This is a genomic window from Hymenobacter lutimineralis (assembly GCF_008271285.1).
GTDB classification, from domain to species: Bacteria; Bacteroidota; Bacteroidia; order Cytophagales; family Hymenobacteraceae; genus Hymenobacter; species Hymenobacter lutimineralis.
Window position 1 is genome coordinate 1 of sequence record NZ_VTHL01000026.1, and the last position, 20570, is coordinate 20570.

The 20570-nt window shown below is 60.3% G+C and carries 16 protein-coding genes; 10 read left to right on the top strand and 6 right to left on the bottom strand.

From position 1 onward, the window contains the following. Positions 1–234: 234 nt before the first annotated feature. From FY528_RS18610 to FY528_RS18625, 4 genes are all read left to right on the top strand, one after another. Positions 235–1389 carry a DUF3103 family protein gene (locus FY528_RS18610; RefSeq protein WP_149072536.1) on the top strand — a complete coding sequence of 385 codons (1155 nt, stop codon included), beginning with the start codon at positions 235–237 and terminating at the stop codon, positions 1387–1389. Between the two features lie 145 nt (positions 1390–1534). Beyond that, complete coding sequence (locus tag FY528_RS18615; protein ID WP_187632193.1) at positions 1535–3898, top strand: TonB-dependent receptor; 2364 nt, start codon at positions 1535–1537, stop codon at positions 3896–3898. After that, the gene (locus FY528_RS18620; RefSeq protein WP_149072538.1) at positions 3882–4727 is read left to right on the top strand and encodes a DUF4249 domain-containing protein; all 846 of its coding nucleotides are present in this window, start codon (positions 3882–3884) and stop codon (positions 4725–4727) included. The genes FY528_RS18615 and FY528_RS18620 overlap by 17 nt, the downstream gene beginning before the upstream one ends. A 41-nt stretch (positions 4728–4768) precedes the next feature. Further along, positions 4769–5347: a porin family protein gene (locus FY528_RS18625; protein WP_149072539.1), complete on the top strand. Its 579-nt coding sequence runs from the start codon at positions 4769–4771 to the stop codon at positions 5345–5347. Between the two features lie 246 nt (positions 5348–5593). Here the strand turns inward: FY528_RS18625 and FY528_RS18630 are convergent, their stop codons facing one another. The 6 genes from FY528_RS18630 to FY528_RS18655 form a co-directional block, all read right to left on the bottom strand. Further along, the gene (locus FY528_RS18630; protein WP_149072540.1) at positions 5594–6961 is read right to left on the bottom strand and encodes a T9SS type A sorting domain-containing protein; all 1368 of its coding nucleotides are present in this window, start codon (positions 6959–6961) and stop codon (positions 5594–5596) included. 331 nt (positions 6962–7292) lie between these two features. Then, entirely contained in the window at positions 7293–7805 is a 513-nt protein-coding gene (locus FY528_RS18635) for a hypothetical protein (RefSeq protein WP_149072541.1), read from the bottom strand. A 73-nt stretch (positions 7806–7878) separates the two neighbouring features. Then, positions 7879–8547 carry an NAD-dependent epimerase/dehydratase family protein gene (locus FY528_RS18640; RefSeq protein ID WP_149072542.1) on the bottom strand — a complete coding sequence of 223 codons (669 nt, stop codon included), beginning with the start codon at positions 8545–8547 and terminating at the stop codon, positions 7879–7881. Positions 8548–8615: 68 nt separating this feature from the next. Then, positions 8616–9158 carry a hypothetical protein gene (locus tag FY528_RS18645; protein WP_149072543.1) on the bottom strand — a complete coding sequence of 181 codons (543 nt, stop codon included), beginning with the start codon at positions 9156–9158 and terminating at the stop codon, positions 8616–8618. Continuing rightward, positions 9158–9988 (bottom strand): CvfB family protein, encoded by an 831-nt coding sequence (locus tag FY528_RS18650; RefSeq protein WP_149072544.1) that lies wholly within the window; start codon positions 9986–9988, stop codon positions 9158–9160. The genes FY528_RS18645 and FY528_RS18650 overlap by 1 nt, the downstream gene beginning before the upstream one ends. Before the next feature lie 126 nt (positions 9989–10114). Beyond that, entirely contained in the window at positions 10115–12016 is a 1902-nt protein-coding gene (locus tag FY528_RS18655) for a BamA/TamA family outer membrane protein (protein WP_168682407.1), read from the bottom strand. Positions 12017–12260: 244 nt separating this feature from the next. Between FY528_RS18655 and FY528_RS18660 the strand changes: the two genes are divergently transcribed. The 6 genes from FY528_RS18660 to FY528_RS18680 all read left to right on the top strand — a co-directional run bounded on the left by FY528_RS18660 (position 12261) and on the right by FY528_RS18680 (position 20482). Next, a complete protein-coding gene (locus tag FY528_RS18660; RefSeq protein ID WP_149072546.1) occupies positions 12261–13526 on the top strand; it encodes a putative DNA modification/repair radical SAM protein in 1266 nt (421 codons plus the stop codon). Positions 13527–13588: 62 nt separating this feature from the next. Then, positions 13589–13756 (top strand): hypothetical protein, encoded by a 168-nt coding sequence (locus tag FY528_RS21340; protein ID WP_168682409.1) that lies wholly within the window; start codon positions 13589–13591, stop codon positions 13754–13756. Positions 13757–13808: 52 nt separating this feature from the next. Further along, complete coding sequence (locus tag FY528_RS18665; protein ID WP_149072547.1) at positions 13809–14687, top strand: alpha/beta fold hydrolase; 879 nt, start codon at positions 13809–13811, stop codon at positions 14685–14687. 10 nt (positions 14688–14697) lie between these two features. Next, a complete protein-coding gene (locus tag FY528_RS18670) occupies positions 14698–15651 on the top strand; it encodes a TIGR03915 family putative DNA repair protein (RefSeq protein WP_149072548.1) in 954 nt (317 codons plus the stop codon). Between the two features lie 41 nt (positions 15652–15692). Beyond that, positions 15693–16547 carry a dTDP-4-dehydrorhamnose reductase gene (gene rfbD / locus FY528_RS18675; RefSeq protein ID WP_149072549.1) on the top strand — a complete coding sequence of 285 codons (855 nt, stop codon included), beginning with the start codon at positions 15693–15695 and terminating at the stop codon, positions 16545–16547. A gap of 473 nt (positions 16548–17020) precedes the next feature. After that, positions 17021–20482, top strand: coding sequence for an Ig-like domain-containing protein (locus tag FY528_RS18680; protein ID WP_149072550.1), 3462 nt, complete (start codon positions 17021–17023; stop codon positions 20480–20482). The last annotated feature ends 88 nt before the right edge of the window (positions 20483–20570 follow it).

Sequence of the window (20570 nt, forward strand, 5' to 3'; positions counted from 1 at the left end):
GGTACTTGGCTTTGCCCTTGCTATGCCCGTTCTTGCGCAGCGCCGTGCTGCCGCACTTACCGCAACAGATGGTGGTTTGAATCATGCCTCAACATAGCAAAAACCACCCTTTAGACCACTGCCAGTTATTTTACACTATATTTTATTTACTGAGCTGCAAGGCTAGCTTTGTGTAATCAGGTACACTAGTCGCGACAGAATATTCCTGCTATCTCACAAATAAATAATCGTCTCATGTTTAACAATACCGTAAGACTTGCAGTACTTTCCGTTGTGGCGGCTACAATATTTTCCAGCTGTGATAAAGAAGAAGTAACTCAAGACAAAGCAGCCAATGAGCAGGCTGAGCTGGAGCAGGCCGTCGCATACGAGCAGATTGCCTTAGCGCTGGCTAAAACATTAGGGGATAATGCCAACGCAAGAGTATTTCTAAAAGCGGAAGCTAACAAAAAGTTCGATGGGGATTACGATGTACTATACAATACCCTGCTTGCAAAAAACTTTGGTATAAAAGAAAAAGCTAACGAGCAGCTACAGGATAAGCCTACGATAGAGTTTTCATCGGTCGAAAATCTTCTGCAGGCCGTACCTAACCTGAATATTGCCATACCAGTGAATATTCAAAAATGGGACGCTGCTCAAGAAAATCCCTTAGTTACCTTTATTCCGGCAGGCTTTAACGAGCGGACAACTAAAAAGCTAAAGGCTTTTGACAGTCAGGGAAATATTCATTGGCTAGATGCTCAGAACGCACCTGCTTTTCCAGTTATTGTGGTAAATGCTAGCGAACGAGCTGAGGTTGATAGGGTTACGAAGAAAACGAAGGTTCATCCTTATCTGATACCGGCTTGTGAGGATCCTAACGACTGCCCCACACCGCCCACACCGCCTACTACGCCTACTACGCCCACTGCGTGCCGGGTGGATAAAAAGATAGAATACCTTGGGGGAATTTGGTTCAAGAAATTAGGTTACTATGAGGCATGGGCTCTTGGAAAGCCAGAAATTACACTCACTATTAAGTCTCCGTTCAAAAGTGATGTTACCCTTAATTCGGGGAATTATGTTGAGCAACGGGATAAAATGGATAATACCTGGTGGGTATTGAATAATGATTTATTTTACTGGGATAACGCAGTTATAAGTAACACTGTAGTTTTCTTCTGGAATGAAGAGGATGGTGGTTTTCAGATGCCCGTAGAATTTAATGTAGGTTATACAGACCCTAATACAAAAACTACAGTAGGTGGGAAAGTCTCTTATACCATTAAGAATGATGATGACAAAATAGGGGCAGGGATTATTCAGCAGGAGTATTGCCCATCAACTGGGTATTATTCCTTAGGATCTGGCGACGCAGAGTTCAGGTTTAAAGCGCGCGGTCGTTAGATAAAGAACATGGAGGCAGCCGGAAGTTCTTTGCTTTCGGCTGCCTGTTTTTATCATGAAACGAAAAATCATTTTCTTACTTGCGGTAGTTTGCAGTGGTAAGCCACCGTTGGCAGCAGTCCGTGCCATACCCACAGCCCGCTGTTTGCCAACCCAGCTGGCCGGTGCGCTGGCCCCAGCCACGGTAGTCCTGAGCGGGTACGTGACGGATGCCACTACCGGCGAGGCCCTGATTGGGGCCGTAGTAGCGGTGGCCGGCCAACCTACGCTCAGTGCGGGCACCAACAGCTACGGCTTTTATTCTCTGCGCGTGCCCGAGGGGCGCATCACGCTGCAGGTGTATTACCTGGGTTACCAGCCGCTCATGCAGGAAGTGGAAGCCAGCACCCTTAGGGGGGCGGTGCGCCTGCAGCTACAGCCCCAGGCGCAGGAGCTGGGCGAGGTGCAGGTAGTAGCGGGCAGGGCCACCGAACTGGACCAGGTAAACCGGCTGACGCTGCGCGGGGCCGAGCTCAAGCAGCTGCCCCGGCTGATGGGGGAGGCCGACGCGGTGAAGGCTGTGCAGCTGCTGCCGGGCGTGCAGACCGGGCGCGAAGGCTCCTCCGACTTGCAGGTGCGGGGCGGCTCTCCCGACCAGAACCTGATTCTGCTGGATGGGGTGCCGGTCTACAATGTGGCGCACCTGCTGGGGTTATTTTCCGTGTTCAACCCCGATGCGGTGCGCACGGTAGATCTGGTAAAGGGCGGCTTCCCGGCCCCGTACGGGGGGCGGCTGTCGTCGGTGGTGGATGTGCAGCTCAAAGAAGGCAACAACCAGCGCTTCGGGGGGGAAGGGGCCGTGGGGCTGATTTCGTCCAAGCTGCTGCTGGAAGGGCCGGTGCGCAGTGAGAAAACGGCTTTCCTGGTGGCTGCCCGCCGCACCTACCTCGATGTGTTTACGGGCCTGGCGGGTCTGCTCTCGGGCCAGGACGTGAGCCGCTACAGCTTCCACGACGTGAACCTGAAGCTCAACCACACCTTCTCCGAGCGGGACCGGGTGTACGTGAGTCTGTACGGGGGACGCGACAAATTCTCGGACCGCCAGCGGTACTCCAATGGCCAGTACGAGGACGAGCAGCGCTTTCGTCTCCAGTGGGGCAACTTCACGGGCGCTGTGCGCTGGAATCACCTGTTTAGTCGGCGCCTGTTCAGCAACCTTACCCTGCTGCACAGCGGCTACCGCTTTGGGCAGAGCACCACCAGTCGCACGGTGGCAGGGGGCCTTCCTTCCCAGCGCCAGACGGATTATCAGTCCCGTATTCGAGACTGGGGCGCCAAGCTGGAGTTTGATTATCTGCTCAGCGAGCGGCAAGCGGTGCGCTTTGGGGCTGCCGCCTATCAACACCACTTTCGACCCGAGTCGGTGCGGCTGCAGGCTGATACCGTGCAGCTGGCGTACAACGCCTTTCCTACAACCACGGCCCGGGAATTCTACGGGTACGCCGACGACCGGATCCGCTTCTCGGCCCGGTGGCAGGCCAGCGTGGGCGTGCATATTTCCGGCTTTCTGGTGAACGACACTTTCTACTCTTCTCTGCAGCCACGCCTGGCAGTCAACTACCTGCCCGCGTCCACGATAAGCCTGCGCGCCTCGTTTGCTACTATGGCCCAGTACCTGCATCTGCTCAGCAACACCACCACTGGTACGCCCACCGACATCTGGGTGCCCGCCACCGATAAGCTGCGGCCCCAGCGCTCCTGGCAGGCTACGCTGGGCGTGGCCAAAACCATGGGGCCGCACTGGGAAGCCACCGCCGATGTGTACTACAAGGAGTTGCGGGACGTGGTGGAGTTTCGGGATGGAGCCGACTTTATCTCGGATTTCCTGCGCTCGGGGCCACAAACGGATTTTGGGGGCTTCGTGTCTCCGCCCTACGAGCAGCGCGTGGCGCGGGGGCGGGGCCGGGCCTACGGTACGGAGTGGCTGCTGCGCAAGCGGCAGGGCCGTACTACCGGCTGGGCAGGCTACACCCTGGCCTGGGCTTGGCGTCAGCTGCCGGGCATTAACTTTGGCCGGGAGTATCCCTACACGTATGACAGCCGGCACAGCGTGGTGCTGGTGGCCAATCATCAGCTCACGCCCCAGCTCAGCCTGGGCGGCAGCTTTCAGTTTCGCACGGGCTATGTAACCACGCTGCCCCTCACGCGCTACCAAGCGTACGTGGAGCCCGGGGAGCGGCCGTACAGCGAAACGCCAGTGGCCGATAATGTGGACCACCTGGGCGAGCGAAACAACTATCGGCTGCCGGCCTATCACCGGCTCGACGTAAGCCTGACGCACACCAAAAAGAAAGCCTGGGGGGAGCGGAGCTGGAACATCTCGGTGTATAATGCCTACAGCCACCGCAACCCCTACTTTCTATACCTGAGCCAGCCGTTTACCAGCTCCGGCACCCGCCTAAACCGCCGCCTGTACCAGATTTCGTTGTTTCCCATACTTCCTTCTCTCAGCTATGGCTTCAAATTTTAAGTGGCTGGGGCTGTCGGCGCTGCTGTTGGGCCTACTGGGCTGCGAGTCGGTAGTAGAGCTGGATATGCCCGCGCAGGCGCCCGTGGTGGTACTCAACAGTGTGCTTAACCCCGACAGCACCATTAAAGTAGCCCTGGGGCGCAGCCAGAGCGCCCTGAGCAATGATACATTTCCGCGGATAAACAACGCCGTAGTGCGCCTCTATGAGAATGGGCGCTACTGTTGCAACCTGCAGCCTGTCGGCGCTGGTCTCTATCGCGCCCCCGAGGCGCCCCAGGCCGGCGCCACTTATCAGCTGGAAGCAAGCGCCCCGGGCCTGCCCTCCGTAACGGCCACTACGGTCGTGCCCGGGGCCCCGCATCTGCTGCAGGTGCGCACCCAGCCCGGTGCCCCGGCTCCCGGGGGCACGTTGCCCACGACCAGCCTATTCTTTAGCTTAGCCGATTCCGTCGGTTCCCCCGATTTCTACTATGTGCAGGCCTACGCCTTGGAATATGTGGCCGGCCGGCGCTACCGTACGCCCGTGGCTTTTTCCTTTCAGCATGGTCTGATCCCCGAGTTTTCGTTGGGCATCCGGTACTTTTTCTCCGACCAGCTGTTCTCGGATCAGGCCGTGCCCCTGGAGTTTAGCCTCGAAATAGCACCCGGCCAGTTGGCTCGCTTCGACGTGGTGCGCGTGAGCCAAGAGTATTTCGAGTACTGCCGCCAACTGGAGCGTCAGCAGCGCAACGATAATCTTTTCGCTGCGCCCGTTAGCGTGCCCGGCAACGTGGCGGGCGGACTGGGCATTCTGGGTGGGGCCGCTACTACTACCTTGCAGGTACGCTGAGCGCGGTCATCTTTATTTCCCCTTTTTTTCGATTCTACACTATGAAACGACTGCTGCTGCTAAATCTGTTTTGCGGGCTGCTGAACCCTGTCTTTGCTCAATCGGGACCCGGTCTGAAGGTGGGCGCTACCTACACCCGCTACGCCGGTCCCAACACCAACAACCTGGATTATCAGGTGGGCGTGCAGGGCGGCCTCACCTACAACCTGCGCCTGAGTCAGGAGGGATTCTTCTCTTTGCAGCCAGAACTGCTTTACACCCAGAAGGGGGCCCGGGTAACGGAGGACGGCCGCCGCTACAGCTCACGCCTGCACTACCTGGATGTGCCTATCCTGGCCCGTATCAACACCGCTGGCTTTGTAGTGGAGGCGGGCCCACAGATTGGGTTTCTCTTAAAGCAAACGGGTAACTACAGCGGTCAGGCCCCTACCTACGCTTATCGGAAGTTGGACCTGGGCTACGTTGCTGGCTTGGGTTACCAGGCGCAACAAGGGTATGTGGCGGGGGTGCGCTACAACGGGGGACTCGCCGATATCTTTGACATGCTAGCCGGTGGTACTGTGAATCCCCACAACAATGGATTTCAGGCGTACTTGGGCTACGTTTTCGGCCAAAAATGAGCGGTTACCCCGGGGTCGACCGGGTTAAATACACCTTCACATTAACAATGTACACGGCGAACCGGCCCCGTTGGCCTCGCACGTGCAAAACGGGTAGGTTTCTTCGGCGGCGCTACCGACGTGACGTATCGGATACCGATAGAGTAGCCTTGTTGACCCCGGTAACCTGTTACCGGCGGCCGGTAAAACAACAGCGGCCCCGGTAACAGGTTACCGGGGCCGCTGTTGTTTTACTGGAAAGCTAGGTTAGCGCTTGGCCAGCTTGTGCACCACGGCGCCTTCGCTGGTGTGCAGCCGCACCGAGTAGAGGCCAGCGGGCAGGCCGCGCAAATCCACTGTTTCGCGAATGGTGCCCTGGGAAGGGCGCAGCGCCAGGGTGCGAACCACCTGGCCTATGTTGTTCAGCAGCTCGGCGCGCAGGGGCGTGGTTTCCCGCAGCCCGCTTACTACCAGGGTGGTAGCCTCGGCCGCCGGGTTGGGGTACAGGGTGCCCTGGTTTTCGCGAATCGAGGGACGGCTGGCCGTTATCACAAATGCCTGGAAGCTGCTGTGGTTGGTGCGGGAGCTGTTGAGGAAGGTATTGGTCGTCAGGTCCAGGTCTTGCTCTACCGAGCGCAGAATCCGATTATTGGCTCCGAAGTAGTGCACCGTGCGGGTTTCAGTGTCCTTTTCCCAGGCTGCATCCTGCCAAATTTCCATGCGGTGCCCTACGTCGTTGCCCAGGTCATCGTACAGAAAGGATTCGCGGGTGTCGTTTACCCAGGCGTTGTTTTCCCGCACCTGCAGGGTTTCGGTCATCGAGCCGTTGGCGGCGTAGGTATAGGTGTAGCGGGCCAGGTCCTGCCAGGCGTTGTTTTTCCACTCCTGCTCCTCGTAGGAAGTCGGCAGTTGCTTTGCCCAATCGGCCCAGACAAAGTTTCTTTCCCGGGTGGTGTTGACCCACTTGCTGCCGTCCCAGTCCTGGTACAGCGCCTCCGTATAGCGGTTGTTACTGATGGTATACACTTCCCGGCTGGCTTTGGCATAGGTGCCGTCGGGCTGCAGGTCTTCCTCCACTACTTCCTGCGGGAGGCCGGCGGCGTTGCGGGTAATGGTGTTCCGGATGCCAATGAGGGGTTTCCAGGCATTTTCTACCCAGGTTTCCAGGAAGAAAGTCTTCAGGTCCCCGTGCGCGTCAAACTCGTAGCGCAGCTGGGAGGCATTGCTCCAGGCGGTACCCGTCCAGGTTTCCGCTTTCAGGGTAGCCGGGCGCCCCAGGTTGTCATAGGTGTAGGTTTGACGCATATCCAGCTCCTTGGTAACCGAGTCGGCGTACACTATCTGCTCGGGGCGGGCCTTGGCATCGTAGGTGAAGGTCGTTTTCTTGGCGTCCGACCATTTCTTGGTTTCTTCATCCCACTGGTACATCACCGATTGGCCGGGGCGATATACGGTGGTTTGCGCCTGAACTGCCTGTCGGGTGTGCCAGGGGGTGCGGCTGGGCAGCTGCACGGTGCTGTGCAAGGAGGCAGGCAGGGCGCGCAGCAGGTAGGCCTGGGCCACCTGCTGGGCAAAAGCTAGGCTGGAGCTGAGCATGCTGACAGCTACCAGTAAAAGGAGTCGAATGTGTTTCATAGCGTGAACTGGGCAGATAGAATGGCTGGACAAAGGTGCCGTCGCAAGCTTGGCTTTTGAGGAGCACCGGGAACAACACAAAGGTCTGCCTGGGGCACAGGGGCCACAATCGCATAATAATGTGGTGAGCCCGCCAAAAAGGTGCTTGCAGCCTGCGGCTGCATAGGGGCTTTATCACATATTATGGCTTTACGTGGGGTACGGAGGCCGGCAAATAAAAAGCCGGCTACCAACTGTGCGTTGGTAGCCGGCCCTGGCGGCGAGGTAGGCTCCCCGCTAGAAAATCACGCGCAGGCTGAGGGCCGCGTCATTATACACGCCCACGTTACCATCAAATACTTCGAAGAACGGCTTGTAGTCGACGCCCAGCACGAAGGGCAGATCGGGCATCTTTATACTCCAGGCCCAAGATCAGATCGGCGCCCAGTGCCACGTAGCGGGTATCATCTTCGTAGTACTGCGTGTAGTAGTAGGTGCGCCCCTTTTTCTGATAGTACCGCACTTCGCGGTAGTAGTAGCTGCCCCGGTAGGCGCCTGCGTGGGCCCCGGCCCCATAGTAGTAGGCCAGGCCTTTGATGTCCTTGATGGAATTTTGCTTTTCCAGCAAGACCGTGAGCCGGGCGCCCCGGGCCTTGTACTCGGTTGTTAGCAGGCCCTCCACGGCCACGCCGTTTTTGCCGCTGAGGAAATGCTTGACGGTGAGCCCGGAGGAGTAGCCGCCGGCGCGCAGCCCGATGCCGGTACCGTAACTGGTGCTGGCACTGCTCGTACTTTTTTTCTGGGCCCAGGCGCTGGTGCCGGCCATCAGCACCACCAACAAGGTAACCAACCAACTCTTTTTCATGCGTACTGCGAAAAGGAAACAAACAAGTGAACCGTAAAGGTAGCACCAGAAGCTTCAACCCCGGAGCAGCGGCCTACCCGTCGGAGCGGATGCCGGCCGCAATTTCATCGGATAAGTACACGCGGGTACCGCCCCCATCCTGGCCGGCCGCCCCCAGCATAGCCCGGGCCACGGCCTCCGCCGATACTGCCCGGTACTTGCGTAGGGGCCCCAGCAGCAGGGGTTTTACCAACTGCAACATCACCGCGCCCACTTGCTCGCCCAGTCGTTTTTCCGCCCGGTTACCCAACAGCAGAGAAGGCCGGAAGATGTGGATGGCCCGGAACGGGGTCTGTCGCACGGCGTCTTCCATTTCGCCCTTCACCCGGTTGTAGTAGAAGCGCGAATCCGCGTCGGCCCCCATGGCCGAAACGACCATCAGCTGGGCCGCGAAGTTGCCCGCCGTGAGAGCCGCCAGCTTCACCACGTAGAGGTAGTCGACGGCGTAAAAGGCTTCTTTGGAGCCCGCCTGCCGGATAGTCGTGCCCAGGCAGCAGTACACGTCGTCGGCAATGAGCTTGAGGCGCTGCTCTTCCAGGTGGTCGAAGTCTACCACGCGCTGCTCCAGCTTGGGATGCACCTGCGGCAGGGCCCGGCGTCCCACCGCAATTACTTTGGAATACCGGTCGCTGGCCAGCAGCAGCGGCAGCAGGTGCTGGCCTACCAGGCCGCTGGCGCCGGCAATAAGGGCAGTTTTGTTCATGGAAGCTGGGATATTCACTGGCATGTTCACGGGGCGAACCGGTTCCGACTTTAGACGGCAACAGTCGGCTATGGGTTGTCTGGCAGTGGATAGACCGGGCAGTCTGTACTCAGATAGGAGTTAGCTGGGTCAGCTTTCGAAAACAGCACCACATAGGTGTGGTTCAGATAGGCCGTCTCGTATGACTCCTGGCGACTTTGGTTGGCAAACGCCGCAAGTGCCGGAAGCTGCATATAGCCGTAGTATAAGTGCCCCTGAAACGTAAAATAGTACCGCGCGCCGTAAGTTGTCATCGAGCGAAAACGGTACACGCTAAGAATACGGCCCGTGGCTACGGCCCCATTGCGCAAAACGTCCTGGGTGGCAGCGTGTTTTTTCAGCGCGTGGTAACCTATATACAGCCATACGCTCACCAGCAGTATTATGCCGGTAATAGAGCCGTTGGCGGAAGAAGAGAGGCGTGAATAATGACGCCAGCTCAGCCAGGCTATAACCAATAGTAGCAAGCCCTCCCCAATTACGGCAAAAGCCCATTCGGCTTCTGTGTACAGCTGCTGGGCCATGGTGTCGCAGGAGCCCAGCAGCTGCGGCAATTCCCAGGTACCATCCATTATTTATCTACTAGCCGCGTGTGGTCGTCGGCGAGCTGCACCAAGCCACGCTTATAGAGCGTGCCCAGGGCCTTCTTGAAGAGCTTTTTGCTGATGCCCAGGCGGCGGTAGATGTCATCGGGCTCACTTTTATCGGAAAGCGGCAGGGTGCCGCCGGCTTTCTGGATGGCCGCCAGCAGCTGCTCCGCCACGTCCAGAGCTTCGTCGAACCCCACTTTCTGCAGGCTCAGGTCCAGCTTGCCATCGGGACGCACGCGGCGCACGTAGCCAGTGTGCACGTCGCCCAGACGCAGGGGCTTAAACACTTCGTTGTGGTAGAGCAGGCCTTGGTGCGTGCCATCCACAATGACTTTGTAGCCCAGGTCGGTTTCTTCGGCCACAAACAAATCGGCCGCGTCGCCTTCCTTGCCGGGGTAGGGCTGGTCGCTCAGAAACCACTCCCACTTGGCCGAGGCCACAATCCGGTCGGTGGTTTCGTCGAGGTACACGAACACGGTGGCCCGCTCCCCCGGGCGCAGGTTGCGCCGCTGGTTGCGGTAGGGCAGCAGCAGATCTTTCTCCAGGCCCCAGTCGAGGTAAGCCCCGGTGGGGGTCACGTCGCGCACGCTCAGGGCCGCAAACTGGCCCACGCGGGCGTAAGGCTCCAGGTTAGTGGCAATCAGGCGGTCCTCGGAGTCGCGGTATACGAACACGCGCACCACGTCGCCCACGCGCGTGCCAGCCGGAATGTATTTGCGGGGCAGGAGCAGGTCACCGTCGTCGGACGTCAGGTACATTCCGAAGTCTACTTCGCGGGCTACTTCCAGGTCGTTGAAATCACCGAGTTGCATGGGGCTGAGTGGGGCTGGGTACCGGCCGGCTGGTTTGCTGCGGCCATGGCCCAAAGGTAAGGGAATTGGTGGGGTAGGGGTTAAGCGGCCGCCCTCGGCGTGGGGTGGGCGCCGCTTTTCATAGCCCTACTGGTACTGCGTAATGCCGGGCTGCCCGAAGGTGAAGTCGCTGAAATCGTAGTAGGGCCGGGCATTCTCGAAGATGCGCAGGCCGTTGCGCGTGTATTGCCCGCGCGGGTAGAAGCCCAGCAGCAGCTGGAAGGTGCGCAGCACGGTGTACTCGTTGCGGAAGCGCAGGCCCACGCCGATGCCCGTGTACGGCTTGTCGTAGAAAGGCAGGTCGCGGCCTGCTTTGGTGTTAAGCCAGGCCGCATCCAGAAAGCCCACCGCCGCCACCCGAAAACCCAGAAAAGAGAAAGGCGTGTACACCGTGGTTTCGTAGTTGATGACGAAGCGGCTGGTGCCGCGCAGCAGGCCGTCGGAGGTGAAGCCGCGCAGGCCCCGGTCCCCTTCAATGGACAGGGGCCGCTCGTCGGGGCGGCGGTTGAGGCCGATGAGGGCGCGGTTCCAGAAAAAGTGCCGCCACTGAAAGTTGCCGGTGTGGTAGAGGCGGGTGAAATACAGGATTTCGCTGCTGGCCAGGCCCTGCTGCCAGTCGTTGCGGCGGCCCTGCACGAAGGAGCTGAACTCCCCACCCACGTACAGATAGCCCCGGCGCGGGTGGTAGCCGGCCCCCGCCAGGTGCACGCCCACGTAGCGGCGGTTGCCGGTGCCGTTGAATTCGTAGCCCGTGGTCAGGCTGGCCTGGGAACCCGTGGGAATGTCCTCGGTGCGGCCAAAGCCGAATAAGTAGGTATCCTTATAATACCGGCGTACGCTGTAGCCCACGGTGCCCAGCACCAGCTGGTTGTTCACCTGAGTTGGTAAGTACGACTTAGCGTAGGTAGTGCGCAGGTAGCGGCCCGAAACAATCAGGCGACCGGGGTTTTCGTAGCCCAGGTCGTAGCTTTTTAGGGGCAGGGAGCGGCCCAGCCAGGCATCCTGCACATTGTACTGCACCGGCTTAAACACGTAAGGGTCTTCCGGGCTGCCCACCCCGCTCACGGCCTCCAGCCGGTCGAAGAAGTCGTAGCCCAGGGCCCCGGCGTACTTGGTGGTGATGGAGTAAAAGTCGCGGGAAAACCGGATGCTGCCCTGGCGGTTGCGGGTTTCGTTGAGGTAGCGCGCCTGCCCGTTCACGAAGTGCCGAAACGGCACCAGGTAGCTACCCTCGTAGCGCCAGGACTGGGCCCCGGGGTTTTCATCCACGCTGCGCCCGTACTCGTAGCGGTTGCGAAACTGGTGGCCCTGCCCCAGGAAGTTCACGTCGCGCAGGCCAATGACGCCGGCCTTCACGTCGCGCAGCTGCACCGAGCCGCTGAGGCTGAACACGTCCTTGGTCACGACTTCAATATCGACACTGTCGCGGGAGCTGGTTTGCTCGTTCACGAACACGCGGGCATCCAGCAGCTCCGCCGTCTGGCGCAGCAAACGCTCCGACTCGGACAGGGCCTGGGGCTCCAGCTCGTCGCCGCGCCGGAACAGCAGCACCTGGCGCACCCGGGCCCGGGAAGTTTTCATGTGCAGGGCATTGCCGCCTTTTTCTAGGATGTTGCGCGGCATCCGGCCCGGGTCGTTGATGCGGTAGCCAAAGGCATCGAGGGTGCGGATGTTGATGCGCCGCACGATTTTGTAGTTGTGCCGGTCGTACTGCCGGTTCAGCAGCTCGGCGTCGAGCCCGGCCTTTTCTTCCCGGCGCTCCGTGAAGTTGAAGATGGCCGCCGCCGCTTTGCCGGCAATGGTCTTGCGCTTGGTATAGGCCTTCAGCTGGGTTAAGAACTGCTCCTGGTCGAAGCGGCGGCGCAGGGAGTCGGCCTTGGTTTCGCCGATGGTGTCGGGGGCGGCGCTGGGTACGGGCTGCTGGGCGGCGGCCGGCAGCGCCAGGCCCAGCACCAGCAAGAATACCCCAATCAACGTCCCGTAGCTCATAGTCATTCCGCAGCCTTCCGGGCAAGATACAGCCTGTGGCGCTTTGATGCATAGTTCCTGGCGGACCACTGCCCGGGACAAGTCGGGTCGGCAACTAGCCTGATTGGCAGCCACCGGCAGTTTGGCGGGCAAAGTATCCGGTAAAGTTGCGGTCTGTTGCGGAACGATTCTAATGAAATTAGTCTTATAAACTATTGTGTGGTGAAGCGCAAGCTGCTATTTTTAAGCCCAGAAACCAGTCCGAATGAACGAGCGAATTCAGGAAAAGCTAAGTATTTTGGCAGATGCCGCGAAGTACGATGTTTCGTGCTCCAGCAGCGGCGGCAAGCGTAAAAACGTGGACAAGGGCTTAGGCAACGCCGAAGGCATGGGCATCTGCCACAGCTACACCGAAGACGGGCGCTGCGTGTCCCTGCTCAAGATCCTGCTCACCAACCACTGCATTTTCGACTGCGCCTATTGCGTGTCGCGCCGCTCCAACGACCAGAAGCGCGCCGCCTTCACGGTGGAGGAAGTGGTGGATCTGACCATGAACTTCTACCGCCGCAACTACATCGAAGGCCTGTTTTTGAGCAGCGGCATCTTCTCCTCGCCCGACTATACCATGGAGCGGCTGGTGCGCATCATCAAAAAGCTGCGCACGGAGCACAAGTTCAACGGCTACATCCACGTGAAAGCCATTCCCGGCGCTTCGGAGGAGCTGATTCAGGAAGCCGGCCTGTACGCCGACCGGCTGAGCGTGAACATTGAGCTGCCTTCGGAAATGGCGTTGACGACGCTGGCGCCCGAGAAGAACTACCAGGAAATTCTGACGCCGATGGCCCAGATCCGGGACGGCATCATTCAGAATAAGGAAGAAAAGTCTCTGTTCAAGAAAGTACCCCAGTTTGCCACGGCTGGCCAAAGCACCCAGCTTATCGTGGGCGCATCGGCCGAAAACGACCTGCAAATCATCAACCTCTCGGACTCGCTCTACAAGGGTTACGGTCTTAAGCGCGTGTACTACTCCGGCTACATTCCCGTGACGGATGATGCCCGCCTGCCCCAGGTCACGCAGCCTCCGCTTATTCGGGAGCACCGCCTGTACCAAACCGATTGGCTGATGCGCTTCTACGGCTTCCAGGCCGACGAAATCCTGGACCCTGCGCATCCCTACCTGGATCTGGAGGTAGACCCCAAGCTGGCCTGGGCCCTGCGCAACCGCCACGTGTTTCCGGTGGATGTGAATACGGCCGACTACGAAATGATTCTGCGCATTCCTGGCGTCGGGGCGCGCTCGGCCAAGCGCATTGTGGCCGCGCGCCGCTTTGCGCCCCTCACCCTGGACCACCTGCACAAGTTTGGGGTGGTGCTGAAGCGGGCCAAGTTCTTTCTCACGTGCCGGGGCCAGGCCCTGGAGCGGCGGGAGCTGGACGAGCAGGCCATCCGGCGGCAGATACTGTTTGGGGCCGGCTCCGTCCGCTCGGCCCTGGTCACCCAGCAACTCGACTTGTTCGCGCAGGCTTCTTAAGGCTATTGCATCCTACCAACAGCCATTCAACCAGAAACAGCCACTTACAACGCCCGCTTCCCATGACCATTACCCACCGCGCCGCCGACGCGTCGGCCGCTCCCAAATCAGAAAAAGTTGCTCGTCTGGCCTGCTGCTGCAAGCTCTCCGACCTGCTCCCGCTGGTACGGCAAATGCACCAGCAGGCCGCCCGCGCCAACGCGGCCCGGCAGGAGCAGCAGGCAGCCTAGGTTTGCTGAGGGCGGGGCGTAACCTTTGCGTCCCCGCCTTGGTAGGCTGACTATGGCCTTTCCCCTGGAGCACCACGACATCCGTACCAATGGCGTCACCCTGCACGTAGCGCAGTGTGGCCCTGCAAACGGGCCACTGGTGGTGCTGCTGCACGGGTTTCCGGAGTTCTGGTACAGTTGGCGCCACCAGATTATGGAGCTGGCCGCCGCGGGCTACCGCGTGTGGGTGCCCGATCAGCGCGGCTACAACCGCAGTGAGAAGCCGGCGGGCATCAGTGCCTACCAGTTGAAGCAGTTGGGTGCTGATGTCCTGGGGCTGCTGGATGCGGCCGGCGTTGCGCAGGCCGCCGTGGTGGGCCACGACTGGGGCGGTATTGTAGCGTGGTGGCTGGCCGTCTGGCACCCCGAGCGTATTTCCCGGGCCGCTATTCTCAATGTTCCGCACCCGGCCGTGCTGGGGCAGGCTGCGCGGAAGGTGCCGCGGCAGCTGCTAAAAAGCTGGTATGTGTTCTTCTTTCAATTGCCCTGGCTGCCCGAGTGGCTTTTCCGGCGCCGGCAGTTCCGCTTCGGGCGAGGCGTCCTGCGGGGCACCAGCCGCGCGGGTACTTTTTCTAGCGAAGATCTGGTACGCTACGTAGCTGCCTGGAATCAGCCCGGGGCCCTTACTAGCATGATTAACTGGTACCGGGCGGGGCTGTGCCAGCCAAGCCGCACGGGCCGGGTAAGCATTCCGCTACTCTTGCTCTGGGGCAAGCAGGATGCCTTCCTGGAGCCGAGGCTGGCGGCATTCAGTCTGCAGCAGTGCGCCCAGGGCCAGCTCGTGTATTTTGAGCAGGCTACGCACTGGCTGCACCAGGAAGAGCCAGCCGCCGTAAACCGCCACCTGCTGGATTTTCTGCGCCTTGGCTTGCCTGTTTCCTTTCCCATATAAACTTCGCTGCGTGTCTCAGTCTTTGCCTTTGCGCCGCCCAGCCGCCAGCGTGGGCCCTGCCGCTACCCGCCGCCCCGGGGTGCCGGAGCTACGGCAGGCCCCGCTTGATTACACCTACGACGGGTCGTTTGAAGGGCTGCTGACGGTGCTCTTCACCATTTATGAGCGCAAAGCTGCCCCCAACAGCATTCAGGCCCACGGTGCCATGCAGGGCGGTTTGTTTGCCCAGCCCGTGGCCGTAGCTACCGATGAGACCCTGTCGGCGCGGGTGTGGAAGAACCTGCTGCGCTACCTGGATAAAGATGCCCGTACGCGGCTGTTTCACGTGTTCCTGAGCGAGGCCCCCGACCGGGAGCTGCTCATCTTTCGCTACGCCGACCTGGCCATGCGCACCGGGCGCGACATCTCCGAAAACTACGCCGACGACAACGTGCGCCGCGTGCAGCGCCTGGCCCAGCAGATGTACCGCGAAAAGCACCGCATGGAAGCCTTCGTGCGGTTCGAGAAAACCCAGGACGGCCTGTTCCACGCCACCATCGAGCCCGATTTTGACGTGCTGCCGCTGATTGCCGCGCACTTTACCAAGCGCTACGCCGACCAGCGCTGGCTGATCTACGACCGGCGCCGCCGCTACGGCCTGTACTATGACCTGCACCAGACCGATGTAGTGGAGTTCGACTCGGCCACGCCCCGGCACAGCAGCGCCGTGTCGGCCACGGTACTGGACGAGCGGGAACCCCTTTTCCAGGTGCTGTGGCAGGCCTACTTCGACCACGTAAACATACCCGAGCGCAAAAACCTGAAGCTGCACCGGCGGCACATGCCCTTGCGCTACTGGCGCTACCTCAGCGAAAAGCAACCCCGGGAGCAGCGCTTTGCGGCTATCCGCAACAAGCGCCCGGTGCAGTCACCGACCACCGCGTCTTTGCCATCAACTACGCCCGACGGAAACGAAAAGGACTAGCTTGCGGTATCTTTCTACCCTAGCTACTTATCGAAGTTTTTATGGGCGTAACGCTTGTTTTTGGAGCCGCGGGCCAGTTGGGACAATGCCTGCAGCAGCTGGGTCGGGAGCGGCAGCTGACGAACCTGATCTTTCTGCCCAGGACCCAGGCCAACATCCTGGATGAGGCCGCGCTGCAAAGCGTCTTTACGCAGTATCGGCCCACGTACCTCATCAACTGCGCCGCGTACACGGCCGTAGATAAAGCCGAGGAAGAAGCCGACACGGCCCGGCGCGTGAACCGGGACGGCGTGGAAAATCTGGCCCGCCTGTGCGGGGAGTTTGGCACCACGCTGCTGCACGTTTCCACCGATTTCGTGTTTGCCGGCACGGGCAACCAACCCCTCATTGAAACCGACGAAGCTGCGCCCATCAGCGTGTACGGCCGCACCAAGCTGGAAGGCGAGCAGGTGATTCCGGCCCACACTGGCCAGTACTTCATCCTGCGCACCAGCTGGCTGTATTCCCGGTACGCCGGCAACTTCGTGAAAACCATGCTGCGCCTGGGGCAGGAGCGAAGCGAAGTACGCGTCATCTGGGACCAGCTGGGTACTCCTACCTACGCCCTCGACCTGGCAGACTGCCTGCTGCATATCATCGACAGCGGAAGCACGGCCTATGGACTTTATCACTATAGCAACGAGGGCGTGGCTTCCTGGTACGATTTGGCGGTGGCCGTTTTCGAGCTGAGCGGTCTGCCCACCCGGGTGGTGCCTATTCGCACGGCCGAGTATCCTACCAGCGCTACGCGGCCTACGTTTTCAGTGCTCGACAAAACCAACGTGAAAGCGGCTCTGGGGCTGGCCATTCCGCACTGGCGGGAAAGCCTGAAAGCCTGCCTGCGCCAGTTGGCGTAAGAACTGCCACCTGATCATCCGGGGCCCCGCCCAGCCGCTTTGTTGTTGCTGGGCGGGGCTTTTTTGTGTGCGCGCCAAACAGGGAAACGAGACAGCAGGGCGCTGGATAAATAGGTTTTATGGCCGCCGCTGCCCATTTTACCAGGTATGACTCCAGGAAAAATTGCGTTAGGACGTCCGTTTTATACGCTTGCAACACACGTGTGCCTACAACGAAAACCGGCCTGCTGGCCCGGCGGCGGCGGCTTCGCCGGGCGGGATTTGCGTTTGGCGGAGGTAGCCCATGCGCCATACGCACAAGCCCCGCCGCTCAGAAACCGGCGGGTAGCCCTGCCGCCGCCCAGCTACTGCGCCGGCACAGTGGCTGGTACACGCTGAGAAACTCGAAAAAATGACCTGCGCCGAAAATAAATAAGCCGGGTATCACCGGACGCCAAACAGCCTTCTACTCATCTGCTAAACCCCCACCACGCATGAATCAAACGACTACTACCACCCACTTCTGGCGCCGCTTAGCGGGCCCGCTGCTAACCGGCGCGGTGCTGCTCGCCAGTGCTCTCAGTGCCAATGCCCAGACGCTGGTCTGGGAAGAAAACTTCGACGGCAACGCCATCAATCCAGAAAGCTGGACCTTTGACTTTGGGGACGGCTGCGAGCGGGGGTTATGCGGCTGGGGCAACCAGGAACTGCAGTACTACACCAGCCGCTCCGAAAACGCCCGCGTAGAAAACGGCAGCCTCATCATAGAGGCCCTTAAGGAGAAATTTCAGACCCGCGACTTCACCTCTGCCCGCCTTAAAACGCTGGGGCGCGTGCAGTTCAAATACGGCACCCTAGAAGCCCGCATCAAGACGCCCAACCTGAAAAATGGCTTGTGGCCTGCTTTCTGGCTGCTGGGCGCTACGGGCACCTGGCCTGCCAGCGGCGAAATTGACGTAATGGAAATGGGGTCGAAGGAAGCGTATCCCAGCAACGTGAATAACTGGGCCGGCGGCGCCCTGCACTGGAGCCGCGACGGTAAGCACGAGTACGCGGTGCAAACCTACAAAGGCACCACTAGCCTCGCCGACGAGTACCATGTCTACAAGCTGGTTTGGACGGCCCAGGCCATCAAAATGTACATTGACGGGACGGAGTATTTCTCCAAAGACATTACGCTGGCGGCCAATGCCGACATGGAGGAGTTTCATAAGGCCCAGTTCATTCTGCTGAACATGGCCGTGGGCGGCGTATATACGGGCATCGGCGACGGAGGCGGCATCACGGCCGCACTGCCGGCCAAGATGCAGGTGGATTACGTGCGCCTCTACCAGAACCCCGGCGACGAGCTGTACCTGGGTAAAGACCACGCCTACACCGGCAGCTTCGGCATCTACACCGAGCAGGCCACTATTACCAACAAGCTGACCCTGGGCACCAACGCCGAGCTGTACTACTGGAACAACCTCACCAACATCGAGCCGGCCCCGGCCGCCTACGAAGGCACCGAGGTGCTGGCCGTGCATGCCAATGCCGGCGACTGGTTTGGTATGGGCTTCGACCACGCCCCGCTGAACATGCTCAACTTCGCCGAAAACGGCGCACTTAAGTTTCAGTTCAAGAGCAGCTATAAAGGCCAGTTCAAGGTTGGGGTAAAAAGCGGGCACGGGGAAAGCTGGATCAACTTCCCGGCCAATAGTGCGGCCCAGTACGGGCTGGTGCGCGACGGTGCCTGGCACGAGGTAAGTATTCCGCTCAGCGCCTTCGACCAGCCCAACATGGGCATGCACATCGACCTGGGCTCCATGACCAGCCTGCTGATGTTTGCCGGCGACCCGGCCACCGGCGCGGCCGACTTCTTTTTTGATGATGCCCGGCTAACCGGGGGCGTAGCGGCCAATCCTTCGCCCACGGTGGCTATTACCGCGCCGGCGGCCGAGGCTGTGCTCACGACGCCCGCCAGCATAACCATTACCTCCACAGCCACCGACGAGAATGGCTCGGTGGCAAAAGTGGAGTTCTACCAGGGCACCACCAAGCTGGGCGAAGACACCAGCGCGCCTTATAGCTATACCTTGGCCAGCGCCCCGGCCGGCGTATACACCCTCACGGCTAAAGCCACCGACAACGAAGGCGCCGCGACAACCTCGGCACCGGTGACGGTATACGTGGCCGCGCCCAACAACGCCGCGCCTACCGTGAGCCTGACGACCGACAAAGCCAGCTACCTCACGCCCGCCAGCATCACCCTCACGGCTACCGCTACTGATACTGATGGCTCCATCTATAAGGTAGACTTCTACCAGGGCACCACGCTGCTGGCTACCGACATGACCAGCCCGTACACCTACACCTGGACGGGTGCCGCGGCCGGCACCTACGCCCTCACGGCCAAAGCCACCGACAACGGCGGCGCGGTGAAGACGTCTGCTGCCGTGAGCATCACCGTGGCCGACCCGGTGAAGCCGACGGTGACGCTGACCGGCCCCGTGGCAACCGATAAGTTTACCGGGCCGGCTACCATCACGCTCACGGCCACGGCCGCCGATGCCAACGGTACCATCAGCAAAGTAGAGTTCTATAACGGCGACACTAAACTGGGCGAAGACACCTCGGCACCCTATGCCTATGAGTGGAAAACCGTGGCGGCCGGCACCTACAGCCTCACGGCCCGGGCCACCGACAACGACGGGTACACCACCACGTCGGCGGCCGTGCAAGTGGAGGTGAAGGCCCTGGCCTGTACCGGCACCGCCGCCAGCGGCGACTACAGCTACGAAGTATACAGCCAGGATGGCAGCGTAACTTACGTTTTCCACCCGCTGGGCGCGGTAGCCGGGGGCAACCTGGCGCTGGTCTTCATTCAGGAAGGCGGCGTGGGTGGCTACCCGGGCTACACCATGACGAAAAAGGCCAACGGGGACTTCACTTTCAGCAAGCCCATTGCCAATGACGTAGCTACCAGCTTCTATTTCACCTACCAGGTGGGTGCGGGCGGCCCCGAGCGCAACAGCGCCGACAAGCCCCATGCCTACACGGCCGGCCAGATCTGCAACCCGGATAATAGCTCCCCCACTGTGGCCCTCACTAGCCCGCAGGCCAACGCCACGTTCACGGCCGGAGCCACCATCACGCTCACGGCCACGGCCACTGATACCGATGGTACCATCACCAAAGTGGAGTTCTACCAGAGCGGCACCAAGCTGGGCGAAGACACCACCGCGCCCTATACCTACGACTGGAAAGACGCCGCCGTGGGCCAGTATGACCTCACGGTGAAAGCCACCGACAACGGTGGCAACAGCTCGACCACCAGTGCCGTGCGCATCAACGTGAGCTTGCCCGCGGAGGCCGGCTACTGCGCTACCACCGCCGACTACAGCTTCAAAGCCGAGACCAGCGGCGACGAGGTGACCTTCACCTTCCACCCCCTGGGTGCGGTAGCCGGGGGCACTTTGGCGTTGGTGTTCATTCAGGAAGGCGGCGCGGGTGCTTACCCGGGCTACAACATGACCAAAACAGCCAACGGGGACTTCACCTTCAAGCGCACCATTGCCAGCGGTACGGCCCTGAGCGTGTACTTCACCTACCAGGTAGGGGCCGGCGGCCCCGAGCGCAATTCGGCTGCTACCCCGCACAGCTACGTGGTAGGAGCCAGCTGCGCTACTACTACGGCCAGCAAGCAGCCCACCAGCCTCACGAGCGTAACGGTGCATCCCAACCCCAGCGCCGGGCGCACGGTTATTGCGTTTACTTCGCTAAAAGCCAGTGGCTACACCGCAGAGCTCTACGACCTGAAAGGCTCCCGCCTTCGCCGCATTGGCACGGGTCGTGCGGCGGGCAACCAGCCGGTAGCCCTGAAGCTGAACGCTGCGGAGCTGGCTAACGGCGTGTACCTCATCCGGGTAGTAACCGACACGGAAGCCGTAACCAAACGCCTGGTAATAAGCCGGTAGCGGATCGGTGACATTATAAGCTGAAAAAGCCCTGAGCAAGAATGCTCAGGGCTTTTTTTATGTAGCAGAAGGAGCTCGGAGGAAGCCA